The sequence below is a fragment of the Curtobacterium sp. SGAir0471 genome (assembly GCF_005490985.1).
In the GTDB taxonomy this organism is placed as follows: domain Bacteria; phylum Actinomycetota; class Actinomycetes; order Actinomycetales; family Microbacteriaceae; genus Curtobacterium.
The window spans coordinates 96,356-119,569 of record NZ_CP027869.1 but is presented as its reverse complement, the minus strand read 5'-3'; the positions used below and the strand labels follow the sequence as shown (position 1 = coordinate 119,569).

27 protein-coding genes are annotated in these 23,214 nt (G+C 70.3%); 11 read left to right on the top strand and 16 right to left on the bottom strand.

Annotation, left to right across the window (positions count from 1 at the left end; translation table 11 throughout):
- Nucleotide 1: 1 nt before the first annotated feature.
- Nucleotides 2-889: a dimethylargininase gene (gene ddaH / locus C1N91_RS00630; RefSeq protein ID WP_137766161.1), complete on the bottom strand. Its 888-nt coding sequence runs from the start codon at nt 887-889 to the stop codon at nt 2-4.
- Between the two features lie 236 nt (nt 890-1,125).
- Here ddaH and C1N91_RS00625 point away from each other — a divergent pair, with 236 nt between their 5' ends.
- The 7 genes from C1N91_RS00625 (at nt 1,126) to C1N91_RS00595 (ending at nt 6,417) form a co-directional block, all read left to right on the top strand.
- Nucleotides 1,126-1,563 carry an Lrp/AsnC family transcriptional regulator gene (locus C1N91_RS00625; RefSeq protein ID WP_058750517.1) on the top strand — a complete coding sequence of 146 codons (438 nt, stop codon included), beginning with the start codon at nt 1,126-1,128 and terminating at the stop codon, nt 1,561-1,563.
- A 23-nt stretch (nt 1,564-1,586) separates the two neighbouring features.
- Nucleotides 1,587-1,958 carry a hypothetical protein gene (locus tag C1N91_RS00620; protein WP_137766160.1) on the top strand — a complete coding sequence of 124 codons (372 nt, stop codon included), beginning with the start codon at nt 1,587-1,589 and terminating at the stop codon, nt 1,956-1,958.
- Nucleotides 1,959-1,986: 28 nt separating this feature from the next.
- Nucleotides 1,987-2,817, top strand: a complete 831-nt coding sequence (locus C1N91_RS00615) for a nitroreductase family protein (protein WP_137766159.1) — start codon at nt 1,987-1,989, stop codon at nt 2,815-2,817.
- Nucleotides 2,814-3,596, top strand: a complete 783-nt coding sequence (locus tag C1N91_RS00610; protein WP_137766158.1) for a YqjF family protein — start codon at nt 2,814-2,816, stop codon at nt 3,594-3,596. The genes C1N91_RS00615 and C1N91_RS00610 overlap by 4 nt, the downstream gene beginning before the upstream one ends.
- 117 nt (nt 3,597-3,713) lie before the next feature.
- Nucleotides 3,714-4,985 carry a phosphatidylserine decarboxylase family protein gene (locus C1N91_RS00605; protein WP_175415843.1) on the top strand — a complete coding sequence of 424 codons (1,272 nt, stop codon included), beginning with the start codon at nt 3,714-3,716 and terminating at the stop codon, nt 4,983-4,985.
- Between the two features lie 71 nt (nt 4,986-5,056).
- The gene (locus C1N91_RS00600) at nt 5,057-6,052 is read left to right on the top strand and encodes an SDR family oxidoreductase (protein ID WP_137766156.1); all 996 of its coding nucleotides are present in this window, start codon (nt 5,057-5,059) and stop codon (nt 6,050-6,052) included.
- The gene (locus tag C1N91_RS00595) at nt 6,049-6,417 is read left to right on the top strand and encodes a hypothetical protein (protein WP_137766155.1); all 369 of its coding nucleotides are present in this window, start codon (nt 6,049-6,051) and stop codon (nt 6,415-6,417) included. Before C1N91_RS00600 ends, C1N91_RS00595 begins: the two co-directional genes overlap by 4 nt.
- 12 nt (nt 6,418-6,429) lie before the next feature.
- Here C1N91_RS00595 and C1N91_RS00590 read toward each other — a convergent pair whose 3' ends face one another.
- Together C1N91_RS00590 and C1N91_RS00585 are read right to left on the bottom strand one after the other, a co-directional pair.
- A complete protein-coding gene (locus tag C1N91_RS00590; protein WP_137766154.1) occupies nt 6,430-6,642 on the bottom strand; it encodes a hypothetical protein in 213 nt (70 codons plus the stop codon).
- A gap of 92 nt (nt 6,643-6,734) precedes the next feature.
- On the bottom strand, nt 6,735-10,301 hold the full coding sequence (locus tag C1N91_RS00585; RefSeq protein ID WP_137766153.1) for a proline dehydrogenase family protein: 3,567 nt from the start codon (nt 10,299-10,301) through the stop codon (nt 6,735-6,737).
- A gap of 118 nt (nt 10,302-10,419) precedes the next feature.
- Between C1N91_RS00585 and C1N91_RS00580 the strand changes: the two genes are divergently transcribed.
- On the top strand, nt 10,420-10,884 hold the full coding sequence (locus tag C1N91_RS00580) for a MarR family winged helix-turn-helix transcriptional regulator (RefSeq protein WP_175415842.1): 465 nt from the start codon (nt 10,420-10,422) through the stop codon (nt 10,882-10,884).
- An 11-nt stretch (nt 10,885-10,895) separates the two neighbouring features.
- Here C1N91_RS00580 and C1N91_RS00575 read toward each other — a convergent pair whose 3' ends face one another.
- The 5 genes from C1N91_RS00575 to C1N91_RS00555 form a co-directional block, all read right to left on the bottom strand.
- Entirely contained in the window at nt 10,896-11,771 is an 876-nt protein-coding gene (locus C1N91_RS00575; protein ID WP_137766151.1) for a serine hydrolase domain-containing protein, read from the bottom strand.
- Between the two features lie 33 nt (nt 11,772-11,804).
- Entirely contained in the window at nt 11,805-12,554 is a 750-nt protein-coding gene (locus C1N91_RS00570; RefSeq protein WP_137766150.1) for an anti-sigma factor family protein, read from the bottom strand.
- Nucleotides 12,551-13,066: a sigma-70 family RNA polymerase sigma factor gene (locus C1N91_RS00565; RefSeq protein WP_137766149.1), complete on the bottom strand. Its 516-nt coding sequence runs from the start codon at nt 13,064-13,066 to the stop codon at nt 12,551-12,553. Before C1N91_RS00565 ends, C1N91_RS00570 begins: the two co-directional genes overlap by 4 nt.
- Nucleotides 13,063-13,761: a YceI family protein gene (locus C1N91_RS00560; RefSeq protein ID WP_137766148.1), complete on the bottom strand. Its 699-nt coding sequence runs from the start codon at nt 13,759-13,761 to the stop codon at nt 13,063-13,065. Before C1N91_RS00560 ends, C1N91_RS00565 begins: the two co-directional genes overlap by 4 nt.
- A 135-nt stretch (nt 13,762-13,896) precedes the next feature.
- Nucleotides 13,897-14,577, bottom strand: a complete 681-nt coding sequence (locus C1N91_RS00555) for a hypothetical protein (RefSeq protein WP_137766147.1) — start codon at nt 14,575-14,577, stop codon at nt 13,897-13,899.
- Between the two features lie 237 nt (nt 14,578-14,814).
- On the opposite strand from C1N91_RS00555, the gene C1N91_RS00550 reads away from it, so the two are divergent.
- The 3 genes from C1N91_RS00550 (at nt 14,815) to C1N91_RS00540 (ending at nt 16,328) form a co-directional block, all read left to right on the top strand.
- Nucleotides 14,815-15,144: a hypothetical protein gene (locus C1N91_RS00550; RefSeq protein ID WP_137766146.1), complete on the top strand. Its 330-nt coding sequence runs from the start codon at nt 14,815-14,817 to the stop codon at nt 15,142-15,144.
- Nucleotides 15,145-15,225: 81 nt separating this feature from the next.
- Complete coding sequence (locus tag C1N91_RS00545) at nt 15,226-15,411, top strand: hypothetical protein (RefSeq protein ID WP_137766145.1); 186 nt, start codon at nt 15,226-15,228, stop codon at nt 15,409-15,411.
- A gap of 59 nt (nt 15,412-15,470) precedes the next feature.
- The gene (locus C1N91_RS00540; protein ID WP_137766144.1) at nt 15,471-16,328 is read left to right on the top strand and encodes an NAD-dependent epimerase/dehydratase family protein; all 858 of its coding nucleotides are present in this window, start codon (nt 15,471-15,473) and stop codon (nt 16,326-16,328) included.
- 24 nt (nt 16,329-16,352) lie between these two features.
- Here the strand turns inward: C1N91_RS00540 and C1N91_RS00535 are convergent, their stop codons facing one another.
- The 8 genes from C1N91_RS00535 to C1N91_RS00500 all read right to left on the bottom strand — a co-directional run bounded on the left by C1N91_RS00535 (nt 16,353) and on the right by C1N91_RS00500 (nt 23,034).
- A complete protein-coding gene (locus C1N91_RS00535; protein ID WP_137766143.1) occupies nt 16,353-16,865 on the bottom strand; it encodes a GNAT family N-acetyltransferase in 513 nt (170 codons plus the stop codon).
- 102 nt (nt 16,866-16,967) lie between these two features.
- The gene (locus tag C1N91_RS00530; RefSeq protein ID WP_058750533.1) at nt 16,968-17,156 is read right to left on the bottom strand and encodes a hypothetical protein; all 189 of its coding nucleotides are present in this window, start codon (nt 17,154-17,156) and stop codon (nt 16,968-16,970) included.
- Between the two features lie 35 nt (nt 17,157-17,191).
- A complete protein-coding gene (locus C1N91_RS00525; protein WP_137766142.1) occupies nt 17,192-17,452 on the bottom strand; it encodes a GNAT family N-acetyltransferase in 261 nt (86 codons plus the stop codon).
- Nucleotides 17,453-18,131: 679 nt separating this feature from the next.
- Nucleotides 18,132-18,998, bottom strand: a complete 867-nt coding sequence (locus tag C1N91_RS00520) for an AbiJ-NTD4 domain-containing protein (RefSeq protein ID WP_137766141.1) — start codon at nt 18,996-18,998, stop codon at nt 18,132-18,134.
- 152 nt (nt 18,999-19,150) lie between these two features.
- Nucleotides 19,151-21,496 (bottom strand): AAA family ATPase, encoded by a 2,346-nt coding sequence (locus tag C1N91_RS00515; RefSeq protein ID WP_175415841.1) that lies wholly within the window; start codon nt 21,494-21,496, stop codon nt 19,151-19,153.
- Nucleotides 21,497-21,774: 278 nt separating this feature from the next.
- Nucleotides 21,775-22,161, bottom strand: a complete 387-nt coding sequence (locus tag C1N91_RS00510) for a hypothetical protein (RefSeq protein WP_137766139.1) — start codon at nt 22,159-22,161, stop codon at nt 21,775-21,777.
- A gap of 126 nt (nt 22,162-22,287) precedes the next feature.
- Nucleotides 22,288-22,644 carry an Imm8 family immunity protein gene (locus C1N91_RS00505; RefSeq protein ID WP_175415840.1) on the bottom strand — a complete coding sequence of 119 codons (357 nt, stop codon included), beginning with the start codon at nt 22,642-22,644 and terminating at the stop codon, nt 22,288-22,290.
- A gap of 51 nt (nt 22,645-22,695) precedes the next feature.
- Entirely contained in the window at nt 22,696-23,034 is a 339-nt protein-coding gene (locus C1N91_RS00500; protein WP_137766137.1) for an ASCH domain-containing protein, read from the bottom strand.
- Nucleotides 23,035-23,214 lie beyond the last annotated feature (180 nt).

Below are 23,214 nucleotides of genomic sequence, written 5' to 3'. Positions count from 1 at the left end.
GCTACCGCGCGACCGAGGTGCCGGTGCCGACGGGGTGCAGGTCGAGCGTGCAGCACTTCACGCCGCCGCCACCGAGCAGCAGCTCGGACAGGTCGACGCCGATCGGGTTGTAGCCCTTCTCCCGGAGCTGCGAGGCGAACGTGGTGGCCCGCGAGGCGATCACGACGTTGTAGCCGTCGGAGTACGAGTTCAGGCCGAGGATCGCGGCGTCCTCCTCGGTCGCGATGATCGCGTCCGGGAAGCGCTCGCGCAGGATCGCAAGCGAAGGCTCGTCGAAGGCGCTCTCGAGGTACGCGATGTTGCTGGTCCCGTCTGAGGAGGGCTCCGGGTCGAGCACGGCGATGGCGGTGTCGAGGTGGTAGAAGCTCGGGTTGATGAGCTTGAGCGTGACGACCTCGCGGCCGTAGATCTCGGCGAGCTCCTCGTGCGAGGTGCTGTCGGAGCGGAACCCGGTGCCCGCGAAGATCGTGTTCCCGACGAGCAGGAAGTCGCCCTCGCCCTCGTTGGTCTCGCGCGGCTCGGCGACGGTCAGGCCGGCGTCCCGGAACCAGTCCATGTACGCGGGACCCTCGGGCTGGCGCTCGGGGTACTGGAACTTCGCGCCGTACGCGACGCCGTCGAGCACGAAGCCGCCGTTCGCCGCGTAGACCATGTCGGGCAGCCCCTCGATCGGCTCGATGTACGAGATGTCGAAGCCGAGCTGCTCGTAGACGTCGACGAGCGACTGCCACTGCTCGACGGCCTTCGACGTGTCGGTCGGCTCCTCGGGGTGCATCCACGGGTTGATCCGGTAGCTCACCGTGTAGTGCGTCGGCTTGCACATCAGGATCGTGCGCTTCGTGGCGACACGTGCCGGTGCGGCCTGCGGTTCGGTTGCGGTGTTCGACATCAGTCCTCCTGGGACTTCTGGCCCGAGCCTGCCAGGAACCACCACGGGTGAAGCACTCCGATGAGATGCAGGCTCACTCACCGCAGCGGACCAGGTCGACGCCAGCAGCAGTCTGACACGAACGGTCCGGTCGGTGCAGTACCCCGTTCGCGAGCGCGTGGCACCCGTTCGGGTGACGCACGATTCCTGCGTCGGACCCACCTGGCTCGCAAGAACCCCGCGTACGATTGACGAACATGGACACGCTCGACCACCGCATCCTGGACCAGCTCCGGGAGAACGCCCGCGCCGGCTACGGCGACATCGGGTCGGTGGTCGGACTCTCCGCGTCCGCGGTCAAGCGTCGCGTCGACCGACTCGTCGCGGACGGCGTGATCCAGGGCTTCACGATCAAGGTCGACCCCGCTGTCGAGGACCGCGGCACCGAGGCCTGGGTCGAGCTGTACTGCCGCGGCACCGTGTCGCCCGACGAGCTCCGCACGCTGCTCGACACCGTGCCCGAGGTCGTCGATGCCGGCACGGTCACCGGCAGCGCCGACGCCGTGGTGCACATGCGCTCGCGCGACCTGCCGGCCCTCGAGCTGGCGCTCGACCGAGTGCGCCTGGCCCCGCAGGTCGACCACACCCGCAGCGCGATCGTGCTGTCGAAGCTCGTCTCCCGCGAAACCGCCTAGCCACGGCGCGTAGGGTCGCGTCCGTGGGACGTGAGCGGACAGCCGGGAGGCACGGCGCGCCTCCCGGACGAGCGCCGGCGGCCCGCGACCTGGTCACCGCGGCGTCCGTGGCGTACCTGGCCAACTGCCTCTGGGGCACCGCCGTCGCCGTCCGGCTCATCCGGACGAAGAAGCTCCGCGTCGTGCACCACGGCCTCTTCGTCGTCACCGCCACCCTCACCGGTGTCGCCGCGACCACCCCGGTGTGGACCCGCGACCGCTCGGCGCTCTTCCTGCTGCCGGCAATCGTCCCGCTCGCCGTCGCCCCGCGCACGAACCCCCGCTCGCGAGCACACTGGAGAGTCGCGGTCGCCGCTGCACCGTCCTACCTCGGGGCGCTGCTCGCGCGGCGCTGACCACGACGACGAGACACGAGGGACGTGAGTGGAGCTCTTCGAGGCCATCCGACGCCGACGCACGACCAACGGGGCGTTCCTGCCCGACCCGGTGTCCGAGGAGCACCAGCGGTTGCTGATGGAGCTCGCAGGACGGGCGCCCTCGCAGCTGAACAGCCAGCCGTGGCGGTTCGTCCTGGTCGAGGAGCGCCCGACGATCGACCGCATCGCCGAGATCAGCGGCAGCTCGATGACCCGGACGATGGCGGCGGGCACGTTCTTCGAGCGCTACAGGCCGTACTTCCGGTTCTCGCAGGCCGAGATGGACGAGCGGCGTGACGGGATGCTGTTCGACAAGCTGCCCCGCCCCCTGCGTCCCTTCACGAAGCAGGTGTTCACGAAGCGCGGGCAGCTCATGATGAACGCGCTCCGCGTGCCGCAGACCCTCGGCGAGGAGAACCGGAAGCTCGTCGCCGGCTCGCCGCTGCTGCTCGGCGTGATGCTCGACCGGCACGAGTACCGGAAGGAGGAGCTCTCGGGCTTCTACTCGGTGTTCAGCATGGGTGCCGCGATGGAGAACGTGTGGCTCGCGACGACGGAGCTCGGCCTCGGGATCCAGTTCGTGTCCTTCCCGATGGAGACCCCCGGCGCGTGGGAGGAGATCGAGGGGCTGCTCCGGGTCCCGCCGGAGCTCGAGCTGATGGCCGTGTACCGGATCGGGTACCTGCCGCCGGAGCGTCGACGGCCCGCGATCGACTGGACCTCGAGCGAGCGGAAGCGCCCGTCGCAGTACGTGTTCCGCGGGACCTGCGACACCCCGCAGCAGGGGTGGGACGACGTGCCGGACGCTGCCCGCACCACCGACGGGACCATCTCGTGACCGCCGGGCGCCGTGGCGGAGGTGGGGCGGGCCTCCCGGCCGTCTCGCCGGAGGCACCGCCGCTCCGCGGCACGCCCTGGATCTCGCAGGACTGGCTCGACGTGGTGTTCGTACACTGGCGCGTCGACGTGTCGGCGGTGGCGCCGCTGCTGCCGGCCGGAGCGCGACCGGACACGATGGCTCCCGACGGGACGGACGACGGCGTCACGACGTGGGTGGGCCTCATCGGCTTCCGGTTCACGGACACGCGCTTCCCGCCGCTCGGCCGGCTCGGCCGGGCCGGCAACGTCGGCGACTTCGTCGAGGTGAACGTGCGGGTCTACACGCGCGACGACCAGGGTCGACGCGGGGTCGCGTTCCTGTCGCTCGATGCCGGGAAGCTCCTGCCGACCATCGGCGCGCGGGTGGCCACGAGACTGCCGTACTGGTGGGCGCACGCGGCGATCCGCAAGTCGGACGGTCGCGTCGGGTACGCGATGCGTCGGCACGGGACGCACCTGCGGTCGGCCTTCGACGTGCGCGTGGGTGACGTCGTCGCGGAACCGACGCCGCTCGAGACGTTCCTGACGGCTCGGTGGGGCATGCACGTCCGGCGGATGGGCGCGACGCGGTACTGGCCGAACGAGCACGAGTCGTGGCCGCTGCACCGGGCGTCGCTCGTGTCGCTGCGGGACGACCTGGTCGCGGCGGCGGGGCTGCCCTTCGGGCTGTCCGGGCTGGAGCCGGACTCGGTGCTGTACTCGCCGGGGGTGACCACGCGCTTCGGGCGGGGACGCTGACGGCGGCGGTCGCGTCGGCCGTGGTCGTGCTGCGTGCGCTGCGCTGTCGCGTCGGCCGGGAGGCGCGGCGTCCGCTGCTGGGACCCGTCGCGGTGCGCGGTGGGTAGCGTCCACCGCGTGACCGGTGGAGCGCAGCAGCAGGACGTCCGACGCCGAGCGGGATGGCTCCCGCAGGACCAGAGCGGGCTCGAGGCCTGGCTGCGCGGGCGCCGCGAGCGGCACCAGGAGCGCGATCCCGACCGCGCGCTGCACCCGGCGGTCTCCGCCCTGCGCGACCTCGTCGAGGGCGATCCGGTGCTGCGGATGCACGCGCACCAGATGATCGAGCAGGTGCCCGTCGGTCGGCGGTACCAGGACCGGCACCTCGACTCGTTCGGCGAACTGCTCGAACTCGTCGACGAGGTGATCACGACGGCGCCCGAGTACAGCGACGAGCAGATGGTGATGACGCCGCTCGACGGGGTGCTCGACTGGACGAAGGCGACGCCCGCGGGTTCCGCGTTCTACCGGGACCCCCGCGTGAACGAGGCCCTGCGGGCGATCCTCCAGGGCTGGTGCGACTTCCTGTCGAGCGACAAGTCCCTCGAGGTGCTCGTCGACGCCCCCTCCGGCTGGTGCAGCGACGCTGCGCGCCGGGCGGTCGGCATGGACCGGTTCGAGCACGACGCCGACGCCGAGCACTGGGGTTTCACGTCGTGGAACGACTTCTTCACCCGGCGCTTCCGGGACGGCGAGCGTCCCGTCGCCGCATCCGACGACGACGCGGTCGTGGTCAGCCCGTGCGAGGCCACCCCCTACCGGATCGCCAGTCGTGTCCACCGAATCGACGAGTTCTGGGCGAAGGCCGAGCCGTACTCGGTCGAGGAGCTGCTCGCCGGGGACGAGACCGCCGACCTGTTCGTGGACGGCACGGTGTGGCAGGCCTTCCTCAGTGCGCTCGAGTACCACCGCTGGCACAGCCCGGTGGCCGGCACGGTCCTGCGCGCGTGGGTCGAGCCGGGCACCTACTTCTCCGAGGCCTCGTCGCAGGGCACCGACGCCGCCGAACCGCAGCTGTCGCAGGGGTACCTGGCGCACGTCGCCACCCGGGCGATCGTGCTCATCGACGCGGACGACCCGACGATCGGCACCGTCGCGGTCGTGTTCATCGGGATGTCCGACGTGTCGTCGTGCGTGATCGGCGAGGGCATCGAGGCCGGTGCTCGGGTCGGCAAGGGCGACGAGCTCGGGTACTTCCAGTTCGGCGGGTCGTCGGTGTGCGTGCTGTTCGGGCCGGACGTCGTCGAGTCGTTCTCGCTCGGGGCCCTGCCGCAGGCGCCGGAGGAGGAGCCTTCGGTGCTGCCCGTGCGGTCGCTGCTGGCGACGGCGCGGCGGCGGTCGGTGGACTGAACCGCCCCCGACTGCGTCCGGGGGACACCGGCTGGACCGGTGTGGACGCGGACCTGCGTACAACGGACAGCATGACGCGCGTGGCAGTGGTGACCGGTGGTTCGGCAGGACTCGGACGGGCGACCGTCCGCGAGCTCGCGGCACGGGGCTGGGACGTCGCCGTCCTCGCCCGGGGTCGTGACGGGGTCGACGCCGCGGTCGCGGAGGTCGAGGCAGCCGGACGCCGTGGACTCGCGCTGATCGCCGACGTGGCCGACCGCCAGGACGTCGAGGCCGCCGCCGAGCGCACCGAGCAGGAGCTCGGGCCGATCGAGCTCTGGGTGAACTGCGTGATGGTCGGGGTCTTCGGACGCTTCACGGACACCGGCCCGGACGACTTCGAACGCGCCGTCGACGTCAACTTCCTCGGCTTCGTCAACGGCACCCGCGCGGCACTCGCCCGCATGGTGCCCCGTGACCGCGGCCACGTCATCCAGGTCGGTTCGGCGCTCGGCTTCCGGGGCATCCCCCTGCAGGCGGCCTACTGCAGCGCGAAGCACGCCATCGTCGGGTTCACCGAGTCGGTGGTGTCCGAGCTCACGGAGCAGGGCAGCAAGGTTGCCGTGAGCCGCGTCGACATGCCGGCGCTCAACACGGTGCAGTTCAACTGGGTGAAGTCGCTCCTGCCGCACCACCCGCAGCCCGTCGCGCCGATCTACCAGCCCGAGGTCGGCGCCCGGGCGATCGCCGTCACCGCCGAACGGCCCCGCCGTCGCACATGGGTGGGCGAGTCGACGGTCTACACGATCCTGGGCAACCGGATCAGCGGGCGCTTCGCCGACTGGTACGCCGCGAAGACCCTGGTCAGCGGGCAGCAGGCCGAGCAGAAGGACGGGCAGTCGCTGCCGACGAACCTGCACGAACCCGTCCCCGGTGACCACGGGGCGCACGGTGTCTTCGACGACTCGGCGCACGCCTGGTCGCCGCAGACGTGGTGGGTGGAGCACCGCCGGCTCGGCAACGGGATCATCGGCGCTGCCGTCGGTGTCGCGGGCGCTATCGCCCTGGCCGCGGGGAATCGGCGGTGAGCCACCGCAGCCGCCGCAGCACTCGTCGGCAGCGGGCCGGCTGGGTGGAGGGCCTGCGGGCGGGCATCGGTGTCGCACACCTGATCGCCTCGCGCGGGTCGACCGGTCGGGTGGCCGTGTTCGGCCGGGTGCTCGGCGCGCGGCAGCTCGTGCAGGCCGCGCTGCTCACCCGTGCGGCGTCACCCGAGGCGCACGTGCTCGGTGCTGCGGTCGACGCCACGCACGGTGTCTCGATGGTGCCGCTCATCGCGCTCGACCGGCAGACCCGCGGGTTTGCCGCCCGGCAGCTCGTGGTCGCGGTGGTCCTCACCGCACTCGAGGTCGGGCTCGTCGGCACGGGACGCAGACGCCCGTGCCGACGCTGATCCCGTCGGGAGCTACTCGACCTCGTCGTTCGGGTGCTCCTCCTCGACACCCGTCTCGTCCATGCGATCGCGCAGGTGGTCGGCCATGGCACCGGCACCCTCGTGCCCGTGGTCGTGCTCGACCTGCTCGACCAGGCCGTGCAGCTTCTCCTCGTTGGTGGCCTCGGTGGCGCCGTCCATCACCGGGGCGGTCTGGACCTCGTCGTCGTTCGCTCGTGCGTTCATGCACCGGACGCTACGCCGGCGCGTGGTCCGCGGAACCGAGGACGGTCAGCCAGCGTGCAGGCGCGCCGCTCGAGCGTGACCGGCCCGGTCCGTCAGAGCCGCAGTCGGCTGAACGACCGCGAGACGTCCCCGTGCCGGTGCGCCGTGACCGAGACCGTCTGCTCCCGCAGGAAGTGCAGCATCTCGACGATGCCGGACTCCACCGCGGGGTCGTCGTGGATGGTCGTCTCGGTGCCGGCCCCCAGCGCCTCCTCGAGCGCACGGGCGTCACCGCCGAGCAGCCGCACGCGTGACCCCGGTCCGCCGAACGCCACGTTGCGGCGCGGCTCGGCCCCCTGCGCGAGGACCAGGTCGATCGGGTCGAGCTCGGGCTCCGTCCCGTCCGACCACCCGTCCTGCAGCAGGGTGCCCGCGGCAGCACGACCCAGGAACGTGGCGTCGTCCTCGACGACCTGGTCGACGACGTCGAGGGGCGACCGTGCCCTCGAGAACAACGGCAGGAGTTCGGCGGGCAGGGGTCGGGCGGTACTGAGGAGCACGTGCGCGCGGGCTGCGGTCGCGGCGACGAGCACGCGGACGAGCTCCCCGGCCCCGACACCCGAGGACTGCCGGACCACGACCGACTGCGGGCGGAAGCGGATGACGTTCCGCTCGACGACCAGGTCGGCGGTGTCCCGCGACCGGCCGTACAGCGACGCCCGGGCCGCGGCGTCGCTCTCGGCTCCGGCGCGCACGCGGTCGAACTCTTCGAAGGACAGCCCGGCACGCGCCGCTTCGATGACGGCGGTGACCCGGTTGCCGAGCCCCTGCAGCTGGATGCTCCGGTGCGGCTGACGCCGGGTCGGGTCCCACCGGTCCGCGCCGATCACGGACAGCGGGCCGCCGCGGTGCACCGTCGGTCCGACCGCGGTCCCCCGCCACCCGCCGACGGGCTGGCGTCCCGGTCGTGCGCCGGTCGTCGGCCGGTCGACCACGAGCACGCCCGCGCGGGTCCGGTCGGACCAGGTCGCGACCTCGTCGGGGTCGAGCGTGTGGAGTGCCGCGACGGAGCCTCCGTCGACGGAGTGCTGCAGCGCGATCGCTTCGTCGAGGGTCTCCACGCGGACGACGTCGAGCACGGGTGCCGGCACCGCGCACCGCGACAGGTCCGCGGAGGCGCGGACGCCCTCGCGGACACCGGGTGACCAGAGCCGTCCGGTGTCGTCGAGCGCGACCGGTTCAACGAGCCAGGACTCCCCCGGGCGCAGTTCGGTCAGCGCGGTGCGCACGGCGCCGGTCGGCTCGGTGACGAGCGGCCCGACCTGGGCGGCGGCGTCCGTCGGCCACGCGGTGCGGAGTCCGCGGACGGCGTCGGCGAGCTGCTCACGGAAGCGCTGGCTCTCCCCCACGGAGCCGACGAGCACGAGCAGCGACACCGCGGACGACGCCTGTCCGGCGCGGTCGAACGCCGATGCGACGACGTCGCGCACCGCCTGGTCGAGATCGGCCGAAGGGGTCACGACGGCGGTGACGACCCCGGTGGTCTCCGCCACGAGGGGCAGGTCCGCGCGCCACCAGCGGTAGGAGCGGGCGGTCTCGGGCGTGCCGGTGAGCACCACGCGGTCGACGGCCGGGTGCGCGACGAGGTCGCGGGCCAGGTCGCTGCCGTCGAGGTCGACGAGCTGGAGCAGGGAGTGCGGCACCCCGGCGTCCCAGAGCACGTCGGCGAACACGGCACCGGTCCGTCGGGCGGCGGTGGCCGGCTGGAGCACGACCCCGCTGCCCGCGGCGAGCGCCGTGAGCACGCCGTCGGCGGCGTCGAGAAGCGGTGCGTTCCACGACGGCACGACGACCGTCAGGCGCGGGGGTACCGGCACGGCACCGTTGATGTCCTCCAGGTGCCGCGTCCGGTCGGCGGCGTGCGAGGCGGCGTCGACGGCCCGGCTGACCTCGCCGTCGGCCTCGGTCAGGGTGAGGCCGACCTCGGCGATCATCGTCTCGACCAGGGCGCCCCGGTTGGTCTCGAGCGCATGGCCGATCAGGTCGAACAGCTCGGCGCGGTCCTCCGGGTCCTGCCGGCCCCAGTTGACGCCCGCCTGGGCGGTACGGGCGACGAGCCGCTCGAGTCGCCCACGGTCGGTGATGCGGGCCGCGCGGATCGTCCGGACGCCGCGCTGCGACTCCGGGACCCGACCGAGCAGCTCGGCGGCCCAGGCGCGGTTGCCCGGTGTCGAGGGATCGGTGTCGGGGGTGTTCTCGGCGGCCGGACGCAGCACCGGGTCAGCCGGCGGCCGGCGGCGGTCCTGGGTGCGTCGGGTGGGCGGCGCGGGTCGGACGAGGGCGGCCACGGCGTCGACGTGCTCGGCGGTGGCCCGCTCGACGGCGGCGGTGTCACCCGCCGGGCCGGCCGTGCCCACCGCGGCCGGGCCGGTCGCCACGGACCGGGGGTCGGCGATGTCCCGCAGCCGGCGGGCGAGGAACGGGACGGCGGCGTCGAACTCGTCGGGCCGCACGAGCGGGACACCGAGGACGACGCGGCCGAACGCCGTGCGCAGGACGTCGGCGTACCGCGTCGTGCCGAGGAGCACCTCCGGTTCGACGGCGTCGAGGACACCACGGCGGTCAGCGAGCACGTGCGCGGTCGCCAGGGCGAACGGGTCGTGGGTGGCGACGCCGACGTGCACGGCGTCCGTCCGCTCCGGGTCGATCGCCGTGTCGAGCAGGCGCAGGAACGCGGTGTCCGTCGTGCGGGTGTCCGCGGTCACGGCGAGCGGTCGGCTCCCGAGCACGGCGTCGACCCGCTCGGTGGCGAGGAGCGTGCCCTTGGTGAACCGGACCCGCACGGGTGCACCGCCGGACGCTCGGCGCTCGCGGGCCGCCGCCGTCACCCGGTCGAGCAGGTCGAGCGACTCGGGCAGCTCGGCGGGCAGGGTCACCCCGAGGGTGGTCCCGGCGGTGCCGTCCTGACCGAGCAGCGCCAGCAGCACCGCGACGGTGCGCTCGACGTCCTGCGCCCGGCCGGACTGCAGGGTGACCACGGGCGGGGCCGGTCGGCTCGCCGCGGTGCGCAGGAGCGGTGCGAGGTGCTCGACCGCGTCGGTTACGGCGGCGTCGAGGTCCCACGGGGACACCGGTGGCAGCACGGCGTCGAGGTCGATCGTGACGGCGGCGACGTCCTGGTGCAGGAGCTCGTCGATCGCCGCGAGCCGTCGGTCGCGCCCGGCCGGTCCGAGCACGGCGGGGCCGAGCAGGTCGACGTCGACCCGGGTGTCCGGACCGCCGACCTTCGCGAGCGCTGCCGGGGTCCGCGCCGGCGTGGCGTCGACGACGAGGTGTCCCGCGAGCCGCCGGAGCACCTTCCGCGCCGAGGGGACGACCGCCCACGGCGCCATGGTCGCGAAGCCACCGCCGACCGTCACCGCGCCGCGGAGGTACCAGGCGAGGTCGTCCGGCACGGCCCGGCTCGCGCGCTCGAGGTTCCGGGCGACGACCTTCGGGTCCTCCGGCCGGACGACGACGTCCACGAACGTGCGCGCGAAGTCCCCGCCGCGCTCGTCCGCCAGCAGCTCCGCCAGACGCGCGGCCGCGGGCTCCGGCTTCACCCCGCGCGCTGCCTCGATCCACCCCTGTGCCAGCGTGACCACGTCGTCGGTGCAGTCTCGGAGGTGCGGGGTCGGCATGGAGTGATCGTATTCCGGGCGTCCGACGTGACCTCTGAGCGCGCCGAGTGCCGCCCAGGAGTCCGCCGAACGGATGATCCTCGTGCCCGTGACACCGCCGCTGGATACGCTGGCCGTCATGGCGGAGCAGGGCGGCGAGGGGCACGACTGGGCGACCTGGGACGCGTTCCACGACGTCTGGCGTGGGCTCGACCGAGCGCTCGACCACGCCGTGCAGCAGGGCGCGGGCATCTCGATCCCCGAGTTCGAGATCCTGATCGGTCTGCAGCGGGACCCGGACCACCGGCTACGGGTCCGCGACGTCGCGGCCGGCATCGGGTGGGAGAAGTCGCGGGTGAGCCACCAGGTCACCAGGATGGTCGCCCGCGGACTGGTCGCGCGGGCGGACTGCCCGACCGACGGCCGCGGCAGCTGGGTGACGATGACGAGCGAGGGTCGTCGCGCGGTGCTCGCCGGCATCCGCGCGCACACCGCGGCCCTCGAGGAGCTGTTCTGGAGGCCCGTGGCGACCGATGCGGACACCCTGCGGTCCGTCTCGCACCGCGTCCTCGACGCGCTCGGTCCGGTCGAACCGCAGGACTGAGCCGCGTCGGGTCAGCGGACCGCCGCGAGGACGTCCGCGACGGCCGCGGCCGTCGCGTCGGCACGCTCGTGGTCGTCCGCGGTGAGGGTCACGACGGCGTCGGCGACCGGGTCGAGGAGCACGAGCTGCCCGTACGCCCCGTGCAGCCGCCAGGTCCGTCCCGGGCCGCCCCACCCGGCGAGGGCGTAGCGGTCGTACGCCGGTGACGATCCCGCCACCACCCAGTCGGCGTGCATCGCGTCGACGATCGCCGCGGGCACGAGCCGTCGGCCGTCCGCCACACCGCGGTCCCGCAGCAGCCGCCCGATCCGTGCCACCTCGGCGGTCCGGAGCCACAGCCCGCCGCCGGCGACGACGTGGCCGCGCGGGCAGCGGTCCCACCGGACGTCGTCGATGCCGAGCGGGGTGAGGAGGCGTTCCTGCACGAAGGAGCCGACGTCACCGACCCGGGCGGCCAGGGCCCGAGCCGCCGTATAGGTGCTCGCGTTCGCGTACTGGAAGGACCGTCCGGCGGTCGGCCGGCCGAGGAACTCCCGCGCGAGGTCCGGCCAGTCGGTCGTCTCGGTCGTCGACCACGGCATGTCGATGCCGCTCGTCATCAACAGCAGGTGCCGGAGCGTGACGTCCTGCACGCCCTGGCCGAGCACGACGTCGGGCAGCAGCGCACCGACGGGCTCGTCGAGCGAGAGCACCCCGTCGTGCTCGGCGATGCCGACGGCCAGGACGACCACGCCCTTGGCGACCGAGTGCACGTCACGGCGGACGTCGGCGGACCAGTGGTGCTCGGCGGTGTCGTCGCCGACCAGGACGTGCAGGCCGTGGGCGCGGAAGCCCGTCCGCTCGACCTGACGGACGACGTCGTCGAGGACGGGTTCGGCACGGTTCACCCCGCCATCATCCCGCGGTTGCGGCGAGGGCCGTCACCCCGTGTGCGCGGCGAGGTCGGTGCTCACCAGGGAGCCGCGTTCTCCCCGCAGCCGGACCTGGACCTCGGCGATGTCGTCGCGCGGGACGTCGGTCGACGCGGACAGCCCGCGGGCCTCGGCACCGGCTGCCGACCACGACGCGACGGTCTGCACGGAGCCGTCCTTCCGGACCACCACCAGGTCGTACATCACCGAGCCGTCCGACGACCAGTCCTTCCCGCCGTAGGAGCACCCCCAGTCGAAGCGCGTGCCCCACTGCTCGCCGCTCACCGCCAGGTCGACGTCGAGCCCCTGCGACCCCGTCAACGTGTAGCGGTCGCCAGCGGTCGTCGGGACGGAGGTCGACGGCGCACCGCCGGCCTGCACCGGACCGCCGCGGTCGGCGGCAGTGCCGACGGCGAGCCCGCCGAGCACGGCGGCGACGACCGCCAGCCCCGCGGTCGCGGCGACCCAGACCCGGCGACGGCGCCGACGGTGGCGGACGCGGTGCGCGACGGCGGCGAGGGTGCCCTCGGGACGGGTGTCGGGCCTCCCGTCCGGTTCCGCGATCTCGACCGCCTGGTCGGCCGGGAGCTTCGCGAGCAGGCCGGGCAGACCGACGAGCTCGGCGACGGCCGCCGTGCAGCGAGCACACGTCTCGAGGTGCCGCTCGTACTCGAGCCGTTCGTCGGGCGGCAGCGAGCCGAGGACGTACGCGGCGTCCCACTCGGCGTAGCGGTCGTGCGCGGTCGGGTCCACGCTCATCGGGTCACTCCTCGTTCCTGCAGTGCGAGCCTGAGGGCTCGCAGCCCGTAGTGCAACCGCGACTTCGCAGTGCCCTCGGGGATGTCGTGTCGTCGCGCGATCTCCGGCACGGTGTGACCGAGCCAGTAGGCGTCCACCACCACGCGGCGGTGGTCCGGGCTGAGCGATGCGAGCGCGTCCGCGACGACGATGCGGTCGAGGACCGCGTCCGTGCGGTCGGCCTCGGCACGGTCGACCGGGTGCTCGGAGCCCTGCTCCCGTCGGTTGCGTGCCGACCGGGCGTCGTCGACCACCAGGTTGCGGGCGACGGTGAAGAGCCAGGCGCGGGCGCTGTCGGGTGCGCGCTCGAGCACGGACGGACGCTGCCACGCGCGCACCATGGTCTCCTGCACGACGTCCTCGACGGTCGCGCCGTCCCGCGTCAGGTGCCGGACGTAGCGCGTGAGCGCGTCACCGTGCTCGCGGTACAGCGTCGCCAGCAGCTCGTCGGCGGAACGGCTCGTCACGGTCACTTCGCCAGGTCGAGGGAGAACTCGACGGAGCCCTTCCCGTCCACGGTGACGAACCCGAGCGACGGCGCCTCGACCCCGTAGTCGGCGAACGTGATCGGGACCGAGCCGACGACCTGGACGCCACCGTCCTTCGACACGGCGACCTGCGCGTCGGCCGTGACGGGCTTCTCGACGCCGTGCAGGTCCATCGTGCCCGTGAGCGAGACGTCCTGCGTGCTGCCGTCGAGGGCCCTGGAGACGTCGACGGGCTCGGTGAGCGCGAACGTGGCCGTCGGGTACCGGTCGGTCTGCAGGGCCTGGGTCCGGAAGTACTCGTCGCGGCGGGTCTCGGGCGTGCTGATCGACGCGACCTGCACCGTCACCGTCGCCTTCGTGAGGGACCCACCGTCGACCGTCGCGGTGCCCTGCACGTCCTTCGTCCGTCCGACCACGTTCACATCATTGCCCTGCAGGACCTCGTGCACGCGGTACCCGGCGTACGAGCTGCTCGTGCTCGTCCAGGTGCCGTCGGCCTGGGCTGCGTCGAGCGTGCCGCCGGAGCCCGACGGCCCGGCGCTCAGCGAGGGGGCTGCGGCGGCCTGGCCGTTGACCGTGTTCGCGTAGATGACCGGGCCGGCGATGACTGCTGCGGCGCCGATGACGACGACACCGGTGGCGATGCCGATGATGACCTTCGTACGTGTGCGGAGTCCCATGCCCTGACGACGAGACAGGGGGCCGGATCGTTCACCCGGGTACGCGGAAGGCGCCGTCCCCGTGGTCGGGGGCGGCGCCTTCTCGTGGTGGTGCTGGTGCGGGTCGTGCCCGCGGAGGTGTTGCTTGACCGGTGCTTACTTGATCTGGGCGGTGATGGTGGCGGTGCCGACGAGGAGGCCGGCCTTGACGGCGTCGGTCTTGAAGGTCTGGTTCAGCAGGCCCGCAGCGTCCGAGGACACGTGCACGGTGGTGCCGGTCAGGATCGCGTTGTCACCCTCGAGCTGCAGCGGCTTCAGCGTGCCACCGTGCAGCGAGAACAGGTACGCGTTCGACGCGGCGACCTGACCGTTGACCAGGACGTCACCGTAGAGCTTGGACGAGCCCGGGTTCACCACGAAGTTCTCCAGCGTCACCGTCGTGTCACCGGCCTTGAGCGTCAGGCCCGAGTCGTCGTGGTCCAGCAGACCCTGCACGTAGGGGCGGTAGTTGCCGTCCGGCGACCAGTACGTGACCGAACCGGCGGTGATCGGGAACGACACCGACCCGTTCTCGAGCTTGGCGTTGCCGGACACACCCGGGGTCAGCCCCAGCGAGGTCAGCGCGTCGGTGAAGCCGGAGTCGAGCGCGACGGCGGTGTTGCCGCCCTTGACCTCCGGCACCGACGCGACCGGGGCCGGGATCTTCGACGACGAGGACGAGACCGTGTGCACGTTCGGGGTCGCAGCGTTCGCGGTGCTGATGCCGAACGCGGCACCGCCCAGGACGAGGGCGCCGGTGGTGGCGAGGGTGATCGAGGTCTTCATGGACTTGCGCATGATGGTTCCTTCCGTTGTCGCGCTCGGCGCGATTCCCTGAGTGCGCGCCGAACACACCCCGAACAGGGGTGGAGAACCAGCTACCTGCGGCTGGTGAGCGCTCCGGGTGTTTCCCGGTTGATGCAAGGGATTCGGGACCCTCCGCGAAAGGGTTTGGACGAGTTCGGAGTCGTTATCTCTCCGTTACAAACTCGGGGGACGGGCTGCTCCGCCACCCCGCAGCGGTACGCTCCGACCGTGCCCGAGATCATGGAGGTCCGCGACGTGCTCGCGGTGATCCGACCGGCCGTGCTCGCGATGCTGCACCCGCACGAGGCGGCCACGCTGCAGCTGTTCCTCATCGACGCGGGGGACATGGAGCTCACTCCCTTGCAGGACGACGACGTCGTGATCGACGGCAGCGCGATGGCGCGCTGGCGGATCCGGAGGGAGGACGGCGGCTCGAGCTCGCTGCGGATCGACGGTGGTGTCGACCAGCTCGTCGTCGACGTGCAGAGCGACCTGCAGGACTTCATCGCCTGCAGCCGCCGCACCTGGGGCGAGCTCCGTCCGCTGCCACCCCGCTGACCTCCGCCGTCCACGGGCTCCCGCCGCGGCGCCCGCTCCACCAGGGTCGCGGTGGAGGCGCTCCCGCGTAGCGTCCGGCGCATGAGCGATCAGCAGCACGAGAACACCCTGACCGACGGCTCGACGGACGCCCCCGAGAGCGAGTTCCAGCGCACCGAGGACCTGCCCGACGGTTCGTCCACCGGCAACGCGACCGAGGACCCGCAGCAGGACAGCGACGTCGACTCCGGCGGCGAGCCCGCGTCACCCGACAACGAGCAGGTCTGACCGCCGTGGCCCGGGCACCCGCTCGGGCCACTCCGACCGGCACCTGACAAGCTCGGAGCATGCAGCACCGCTCCCCCGTCGTCATCGCCGGTTGCGGCGACCTCGGCTCCGAGGCCGGCCTGCGCTTCGCGGCGCTCGGCCACCCGGTCACCGGACTCCGCCGTCGCGCCGAGCTGGTCCCGTCCCCGATCACGGGGCGGAGCGTCGACCTCCGGCGCGAGGTGCCGTCGATCGACGCGCACACGGGGGTCGTCGTGGTGGCGTTCGCCGCCGGCTCCCGCGACGTCGACGAGTACCGCGCGACCTACGTCGACGGCCTGCGGAACGTGCTCGAGGGCATCGACGCGTCCGGTGCGTCGCCGCGCGTGATCGTCGTGTCGTCGACCGCGGTGTACGACCTCGAGGACGGCAGCGAGGTCACGGAGGAGACCCCGGCGAACGCGGGCACCCCGACCGCGGGTGTCCTGCTCGAGGCCGAGGCGCTGCTGCGCGACCGGGCGCCCGGTGCCGTGCTCGTCCGGCTCTCCGGCATCTACGGGCCGGGGCGTGAACGTCTGATCGACCAGGTCCGGTCCGGGCAGGCCCGGCTGTCGTCCGGCACCTCACCGCACACCAACCGCATCCACCGGGACGACGCCGCGGAAGCACTCGTGCACCTCGCGGGCATCGACGATCCCGCACCGACGTACCTCGGCACCGACGACGAACCGGCCCGTCTCGACGACGTCCTGGCGTTCCTGGCCGACGAGCTCGGCGTCGAGCGGCCGCCGACCGCCGAGCCCGAGGGTCGGCAGGCCGGCGGGGACAAGCGGCTGTCGAACGCCCTGATCCGGTCGACCGGCTGGGAGCCGCACTACCCGACCTTCCGCGAGGGCTACCGCGCCGTGCTGGCCGGCGAGGGCACCCGGCACCCGTAGGCCTCCTCGGCCCCGCGGACGCTCCTACGGACGGGATGCACCGAGCGGTGCGCTCATCTGCACCCGGCGCCCGTACCGGTCCAGGCCGTGCTGTGCCTCGACCTCGAGCAGGGACCGGTGGAAGCACGTGACCGGTTCCTCCTCGGCGAAGCCGGCCGTGGCGTAGAACGGTGCGTTCCAGGGAATGTCCGCGTAGGTGCGGAGGGAGATGCGATCGTGGCCGCGAACATGCGCGCGGTCCTTCGCCGATTCCACGAGCGCTCGCCCGAGGCCCCGCCGCGCCCGCGACGGTCGGACCGAGAGCTGCTCCAGGTGGCAGACGCGCTCCACCTCGAGGACGTGCACGAAGCCGGCGACCTCGCCGTCGACGTCGGCCACGAGCAGGAAGCCGGGCTCCGAAAGCCGTGCACTGCCGTGTGGAGCCGGAGACCAGACCTCGGGGTGGAGGCGATCGATCAGCAGCTGGTCGGCATCGTCCTCGATCCGCTGGACGGCGTCCGCGTCGCTCGACCGCGCGGTGCGGATGATCGTCGCCATGCGGCCAGCGTAGGAGGTGCGAGACCGTAGGGACGCCGGCCGGGAGGCCCGTGGCTGCTCCGCCACGTCCCTCCCGGCCGCCATCGGTCGCGTCAGCGACGCTCAGTGCTCGTCATAGTGGTCCTCGTGACGCGCGTGGCGGTGGCCGTCGTGCACGAAGTCGACGTGGTCGCCGTGCTCGACGGTCTCGTGCTCGCCGCCGTCCTGCTCGTGGTCGTGGTCAGCGACGTCGTGCTCGGCGACGCGGTGCTCCTCGGCCTCGGCGGCAGGGGTGGTGTTCGGGTCCGACATGGTTCCTCCTCGTGAGATCGGTTCTCACCTGGAGCCTACGTCCCCGCGTCGACGCTGTCCGGGGCCGTCAGCGTGACCCACTCCTCGTCCTGCACGTACCCGAGCACAGCGTCCGCCCGCTGGATCGCGACGTTGTCGGCGGACCCTCCCGTGCGGAAGCGACGCACGCCCTCGCGCTGCAACGCCAGGACCGACCAAGCCTCGAGCGCCGTGCCGATCCCCCGACCGCGCTGAGTCGGGTGGACCACGGTGAAGTCCGTCTCGGCGTCGGCTCCGTCGACCTCGACGTAGGTCATCGCGACGAGCGGCCCGTCGGCAGCGAACGCCCCGGAGGCGCGACGGACCGCGGTGGGGGTCGCCGCATCGCGGTCCAGTTGTTCGTGCCGGGTAGCGACGCTGCCCGGGTAGTCGTCCGCCAGCCGACTTGTCCTTCTGCCATCCAACGCGCCCGAAACGCGGATGTGGACACGTTGTTCGGCATCGCGGAGCAGCCTTGCCGACTGGCGCCCAGCTCACCTCTCCTGCATCAGGAGGCGTCCGAATGGCGTACGTGAACTGAGATGGTTCGCGGACCACCCATGTGAGACGGGGCTCGCTCCAGAGCCGGGCCGTCAGAGTCCGAAGCCCTCGCAAGTACCCCGGTGCCTCCTGGTGGACCGGCTGGCGAGACAGGTTGGAACCATTTGAGCCCGTCTGGCAAACCGTGGGCTGCGGATGGCACGTCCTGGCGCAGGCGTTCAAGAGAGCCAGCCGACCAGCCAGGGAGGCCAACCGTCACGGCGTATTCAACCAAGGCCACATGAGCCAGCCGGATCGGAACGCGCACGAGGCCGGCGGACAGGCGCCGGGCGCCGGGCGCCGACTGCTCGCTACTGGGTCGACGGACTATACCAACTACCCGCGCACCGTTCTCTTGCGTTGTCGCGGTGATAAGAAGCTGTCGCTAGTTAGGGTGCCTCGACGAAATCGCTGCAATCATTCCGCCGCTAGCTCGCCGGCCTTTGACCGCTCTTCGATCAGATATGAGACGAAAGCTGAGGATGTAACGAGCACATACCTCGCAAGGGCTTGATCCGCATCCGCAGCCTCGATACTGCCATGTCGGATGCCATCGTCATCTGACGCCCAGCCGTACATCTTGAGCCAAGCACCTTTAAGTGCCGGGTGTATTCTGATTCCCGCGGATTCGAGCAGTCCGAGACCTTTCCCGAGCTCTCCTTTGCCGGTGAGGTACGTGACCACGGACTCCACAGCAGATATCGATTCTTTAATCGAATTGGGGTAGTCCGGATACTCTCGATCGGCGAGCAGCTCGGTCGCCCGCTCGAGAGCATGGCGTGCGCCGGCGATGGGTGTCACGGCAGTGATGGCTTCGTCGACCGCCGCGGCTTCGGCTGACGTGGCTATTGGCGTGATCTCTCCGCCGACGAAGCGGTAGCCGAGAAGATAGCGCTCAAATCGTTCGTTGAACGCGTCTCTCATCGCGCTTTGCAGATCCGCAGTTGTCCAGTCCTCGTAGCGGCCGATATATCGAACTAGAGCTTCGATGAGATCTAGGGCATCGAACCACTCTCCCTCCAGGACAAGCGTTTTGACACGCTGCCATACAAAGGCTCGAGTTGGCATCTCGTCACGAGGCTTTTTGAATTCCTGTGTCCAGATGGCGTCGACCACCTGGGCTTCGACGGTCCCGTTGTAGTCCCGTTCTCGAGCTCTATCGAAGATATCCTGCAGGACCACCAGCACGTTCCAGAGCTCCGTACGGGTTTCGACATCGAGGGCGTCAGTCTGGATGATCGTCCTGGGGGCTCGCTTGCCCATACGCTCAGCGAAGGTGGCCATGTTGTCAGGCTACTGGTACCCACCGATGAAGTCGTCATGGAGCTCCACACCCGTGGAAGCTGGGGAGGATTTGAACGTCCGGAGGTCGCCCGACGAGAAAGGTCAGCGGCGCCTGAACACGTCAGGGCCGCAGTCAGACACTCTTCGGCAAATCAATACTCGAGTGCGAAGAGCTCGGTTTCGTTGATGCCGAGCGCCATGCACATCGCCGACAGGTGCCCCGGATCATTTGCGCGGATCAGCAGGAAGAGCGATCTGAGCACAGCTGTGGCCTCACTCGGATCGATCATTGCCGAGACGTTCCCTTCCTCGTTGTGGGAGTAGGCGTGCAGGTAGCGTTCGACGTGCGTGCGGAGGGCAGGGTCATCGACTTCTTTGATCGCCTCCTTCATGCCGAGGTGGAATTGTCCGATGTATTGCGGGAAGCGGAAGCTTAGGAACGCCTCCAGCATCTTTCGCGCGGCGTTGGGGGCGAGGGCGAGGAGATCCATGCGCTCGGCGAGGCCGAGGTCGGGTTTCGAGTCGATGACCGCAGCTGCTACCCGCGCGAACAGGAAGTGGTAGAGCGAGCGAAGTCGGCTGGACTGCTGGCGGTCAGGGGTCCAGGGATCGAATTCGGGTGAACGACGGGGTGCATTGGATCCTCCACGCCGATGGCGCATACGGATTTCATGAACCGTATACCCGCCGTTGACGTGTCTCCGCGCGGCTTCGAGCTGGACGACCCACTGTCGGAACAACTCGAAGTTGTGCGTGAATAGGAAGACCTGGTTGGCGTAGGCGTTCTCTACGAGGGAGGACCAGAGGAAAGACGAGATTCCGAAGAGGATGCCCTCGTCCATGCTCGAGACCGGATCGTCGATCACGACGATGGGTGCGTCGACAGTGAAGACACCTTCGCGAATGCTTGCGAGAAAGTGCAGGAGCGCGATCGCAGTCCGCTCTCCTTCGCTCAAGTTGGTGGCTGGCAGACCCGACCGCTCGATCTTGTAGTGTTTCCCGTCATCGCTCGGGGCGAAAGCCAGCTCGGTACGCCCGAGCAATCGAGCGACGCTCTCGGTGAGCTCGGTCGCTTGAGGGACTGGGTCGGCATCGACACTGCTGAGTGCGATGATTCTCTGGTTGAGTTCACGTAGTTCGTCCTCGAGAGAGGTCGCCGTCTGACTGAGATCGCGAGCGGAGGTTACGAGCCGGTCATACTCATCAGCAAAGGCCTTCACCCTGGCCAGCTCGACTCTGCGAGCGGCTGACGACGCTTCTGTCTCGTGCGCCGAACGACGCGCTTCGTGTAGAGCGATGACCTCCGCAACGGAATCTGCGGTCGGTGTTTCCGGAGCAGCGACATTGGGTTCGGGCTTGGAGAACGGATTCGAGCGCTTGGCTTCGAGGCGCATCCCAAGCTCTGAGAGCAGCTGCTGGTAGTTGTCTACCTGGCTTTGCACCTCGCTGCGTGCGGTTCGCAACGCTCCGGCCAGGTCGGCATACAGATCGCCATCGCCGGGCACACTCTCAGCGAGACGAGCCGCAGCATGCTCGCATTGTTTCAGAACATCGAGTTGCGCGTCGATGCGGGCTTGCAAATCTGTCACGGACCGGTCGAAGTGTGCGGCCAGCTCCTCCCGGCGCTGGGTCGAGATCTCGTTGCCGCAGAACAAGCATCGGCTTTCGTGCTCGTGGAGCGGCAGGCCTCGCTGCACCCACTGGGCCTCAGCGGGATGGTCAGCAAGACGCGCGAGCGGTCGCGAGATGACGTCGGCTTCCAAGAGCGCGACCGAGTTGCGAAGAATCTCGTCGGCACGGGGCAATTCCCCTCGAAACAGTCGCGTGTAGGAGCGGGGTGCGCTCGATGTAGCCAATGCGCGGTCGGCGGCGATGTCAACGGACGCCGAGTCGAAGAGCGATCGGTCTCCAACCAGCAAGTCGCGTACGTTTCTTCGTGTGTAGGTGTTCGTAGCGCGATAGGTGGCAACAGGGGACATGCGGAGGTCCTCGACGACCTGGCCGGCGACCTCGGTCATCCGTCGCCCCATGTTGGTCTCGGCTGTTCTGGCTGCCGCGCGGGCGTCCGTGGCCTGGGGTTCCACCTCTACCCGGCGACGCTCTGCCGCTTGCAGCTCGAGTTCCGCTTCGACGTTCGCCTTGCCGAGCGTCAGGAGGCTGTCGGAGCGTGGGCCCTGACGGTCATTGAAGCGGAGGTTCTCATCGACGTACTCAGCGTTGAAAACTCGAACGCGGTTCCAAAGGGCCGTGTTGTCGTGCGTCACAACGTGCTCGGTGCCGTCGATGGACGCTACGACCTCGATCTGGGCACGCGCCGCTTCGGCGTTTGAAGCGGCGCAGGACCGCAGCAGACTTGCTAGGGTGCTCTTCCCGCTGCCGTTGGTGCCGTAGAGCAAGTTGACGCGGGCGAAGTCATCCGCGCGCCTATCATCGCTCCATCGCTGGAAGACGCGATAGTCATGGACCTTGCGGATGCGGGTGATCTTGGCCGTCGTCACAGTTCTCCAAAGCAGCAGGGGTGAGAGCTGGGTTGAGGCTAGTGGTCATGCTGGCGAATCCTCGACTATCGGCTCTATTGCGTACAAAACATGACTCCCCGCCCCAGCTCGCGGCGGACCATCGCTGGGCACGAGGTCAAAACCCGGGCGCGGTGTTCGTCGGTGACCTCGACGGGCTCATCAACTCGGGCGCCCGCTGGCGCAAGCAGTTCAACGAAGGTGGGGTTTCGGATGGGTGCACGCCGCTGCGAACGTCTCGGTTGGGGATCCTCCACCGGTCAAGTTCTGAGGTCCTCATCGTGGATGGCGATGAAGGCAGCGTGGGCTCGGGGATTCGTCGCAGCTACCGGGGACCGGTAGGTGCGGGATCCCGAGCGATCCCCCGGATGGATCACGGTGACCGAGAACGGCGCACCGAGTTCCTTCGCGAGAGCCTGCGCGAGACGTTCTCCCTCGCGCTCGAAGTCATGCCGGACGTTCGAACGGACCGCGTACTGCTCAAGCGGGTCTTCCGCGTCGTAGTACCAATCGTCGAACACCTGTAGGTCGCGCTCGAGATCCGGCGACACATGCATCTCGTCGTAGTCGCGGGGACCGCCGTACCAGACCGGGGTTGCGCCGTGATCGACGAAGACGCGGACGACCCACTCGTCGCTCTCACGCATCGACTTCCTCCTCACCGTGACATTCTGCAAGCAACGCCCACTGTTGTTCAGTGGTGCAAACGAGGCCCGATCGGCTACCGGACGGGAGCGGGTGCTCCTGATGCTGTCGCTTCCTGCACCGACTGATCAGGGCTTGTAGTCCTCGAACTCCCAGTACCCCAACCGGCTGAGCTTCTCGCCGACCTCGTTCCAGTCCCGTCCCTCCGCCTCAGTGAAGAGCCGGTTGATGAAGGATCGGATCTGCTGCGGGTCCCACTTGGCCACGACGATCATGTGGCGCTCGCGGAGCGGGCCCCACTGGTTCAGCTCCCTCGTCAATGAGAGGGGGCTGCGAACCCGCAGTTGGAAAGACTCTTGTCCCGGCCCGTCCACCGGGCCGGCCATGACGGTGATCCAGATGTCGACGTCGTCTGGATCCTCGAGCACAACGCCCTCGAGGTCTTCACCGTCATTCGTCGAGATGAACCTCACCTGAGCCTTCACGGCGTCATTCTCACGCACGCACCGCCGACACCTGTTCCTGTAGCCGATCGGCTAGTGGGACGTCTTGATTGCAAGTCGAGCAACCTCGACAACTGCGTCGGACGGCATGTCGGGGTAGTAGTTCTCGCGGAGCTGCTGGGCGAAGAGCTCCATGTCGGTCTCGGGCGGCTGGTGGGCTTGTTCAGCGGTGAGGGCGTCGAGCCGGTACCGGCGCACGGCGATCACAGTGCCGGGGACCGGGCTTGCGGTCGGGTGTTCGTCGAAGACGAACACGGCTGCTCCCACCGGTACGTCCTCGTTCCACCGAACGGTGGTGACCTTCTCGCCGGACATGATCGCTTCGTGGTGCTTGCGGTGGAAGTGGATCGTGTTGGGTGTGGCACTGACCATGCATCCACTCTGCCGCAGCGGGACAGGGCGACGATCGTGGTGCCGATTCCGCTGGCGGTCCGACTACCGAGGCTGACACCGTCCGTTGACAGACCGATCCTCGAGACGCTGTTGCGTCCGGTTCGGCATGTGAAGAAGGCTCGGAGCGCGCCGCTGATCTGTGGGTGGTGCTCGGTTCCG

Excerpts from the sequence above, each read along its gene's own strand:
- ddaH (WP_137766161.1), bottom strand. The coding sequence starts at position 889 with ATGTCGAACACCGCAACCGAACCGCAGGCCGCACCGGCACGTGTCGCC.
- C1N91_RS00625 (WP_058750517.1), top strand. The coding sequence starts at position 1,126 with ATGGACACGCTCGACCACCGCATCCTGGACCAGCTCCGGGAGAACGCC.
- C1N91_RS00600 (WP_137766156.1), top strand. The coding sequence starts at position 5,057 with ATGACGCGCGTGGCAGTGGTGACCGGTGGTTCGGCAGGACTCGGACGG.
- C1N91_RS00590 (WP_137766154.1), bottom strand. The coding sequence starts at position 6,642 with ATGAACGCACGAGCGAACGACGACGAGGTCCAGACCGCCCCGGTGATG.
- C1N91_RS00585 (WP_137766153.1), bottom strand. The coding sequence starts at position 10,301 with ATGCCGACCCCGCACCTCCGAGACTGCACCGACGACGTGGTCACGCTG.
- C1N91_RS00580 (WP_175415842.1), top strand. The coding sequence starts at position 10,420 with ATGGCGGAGCAGGGCGGCGAGGGGCACGACTGGGCGACCTGGGACGCG.
- C1N91_RS00570 (WP_137766150.1), bottom strand. The coding sequence starts at position 12,554 with ATGAGCGTGGACCCGACCGCGCACGACCGCTACGCCGAGTGGGACGCC.
- C1N91_RS00560 (WP_137766148.1), bottom strand. The coding sequence starts at position 13,761 with ATGGGACTCCGCACACGTACGAAGGTCATCATCGGCATCGCCACCGGT.
- C1N91_RS00555 (WP_137766147.1), bottom strand. The coding sequence starts at position 14,577 with ATGCGCAAGTCCATGAAGACCTCGATCACCCTCGCCACCACCGGCGCC.
- C1N91_RS00545 (WP_137766145.1), top strand. The coding sequence starts at position 15,226 with ATGAGCGATCAGCAGCACGAGAACACCCTGACCGACGGCTCGACGGAC.
- C1N91_RS00540 (WP_137766144.1), top strand. The coding sequence starts at position 15,471 with ATGCAGCACCGCTCCCCCGTCGTCATCGCCGGTTGCGGCGACCTCGGC.
- C1N91_RS00535 (WP_137766143.1), bottom strand. The coding sequence starts at position 16,865 with ATGGCGACGATCATCCGCACCGCGCGGTCGAGCGACGCGGACGCCGTC.
- C1N91_RS00530 (WP_058750533.1), bottom strand. The coding sequence starts at position 17,156 with ATGTCGGACCCGAACACCACCCCTGCCGCCGAGGCCGAGGAGCACCGC.
- C1N91_RS00525 (WP_137766142.1), bottom strand. The coding sequence starts at position 17,452 with ATGACCTACGTCGAGGTCGACGGAGCCGACGCCGAGACGGACTTCACC.
- C1N91_RS00520 (WP_137766141.1), bottom strand. The coding sequence starts at position 18,998 with ATGGCCACCTTCGCTGAGCGTATGGGCAAGCGAGCCCCCAGGACGATC.
- C1N91_RS00510 (WP_137766139.1), bottom strand. The coding sequence starts at position 22,161 with ATGCGTGAGAGCGACGAGTGGGTCGTCCGCGTCTTCGTCGATCACGGC.
- C1N91_RS00500 (WP_137766137.1), bottom strand. The coding sequence starts at position 23,034 with ATGGTCAGTGCCACACCCAACACGATCCACTTCCACCGCAAGCACCAC.